General features: G+C 39.3%; 1 protein-coding gene. It reads left to right on the top strand.

Annotation, left to right across the window (positions count from 1 at the left end):
• Nucleotides 1–225: 225 nt before the first annotated feature.
• Entirely contained in the window at nucleotides 226–531 is a 306-nt protein-coding gene (locus C1E99_RS02340) for a hypothetical protein (RefSeq protein ID WP_153048583.1), read from the top strand.
• Nucleotides 532–598 lie beyond the last annotated feature (67 nt).

Raw genomic sequence — 598 nt, 5'->3', positions numbered from 1 at the left:
CCCTTTATTCGGTTGCGATTATTGTGGTTGTTTTCGGTTTTGCTTCTGCCTACGCAACTCGGGTTGAGACCATCCTTCCCGATGATACCTTACCAAGTCTGGAACAGAAGTCTATTATCGAGCAAAAATTGGAGGGCAACAGTAATGAGTGATGAGTATTTGCTTAGTTGTATTACCAATAGTCGTGAAAAGCTTGCAAAGTATAAACGCGTAAGGAATACTATTATGAGTCATAATCTTCATACTCAACGTAGCCTATCTGGTCTCCAATCCTACATTGAGCATTGTCAGAAGGTCGTTGATAGGATTGATAGTCAGGATGGGTACGGTTATCTGGCAAACTTTCGTGATAAGTTAGCGGATGACATAAAGGTTTTGAAGGACTATCGGAATTTCGTGAAGGATTCCAATGCATCCTTTGTTGACTTATATCAGACATTGAATGCAAAGATAGGAAATTTGAATGCTTCAATCGCAAACTATAAAAGTATGTACAATGATGGGAAACCCGTGTGGGAATGGGTTTGGTAGGAGGTGCTATGGATACAAATATTAATAGTATTGACAGCCAATATACGTATGATACAATTGTGTACGA

The sequence above is a fragment of the Streptococcus suis genome (genome assembly GCF_002964045.1).
GTDB lineage: Bacteria > Bacillota > Bacilli > Lactobacillales > Streptococcaceae > Streptococcus > Streptococcus suis_U.
This window is presented reverse-complemented; position numbering and strand designations above follow the sequence as displayed.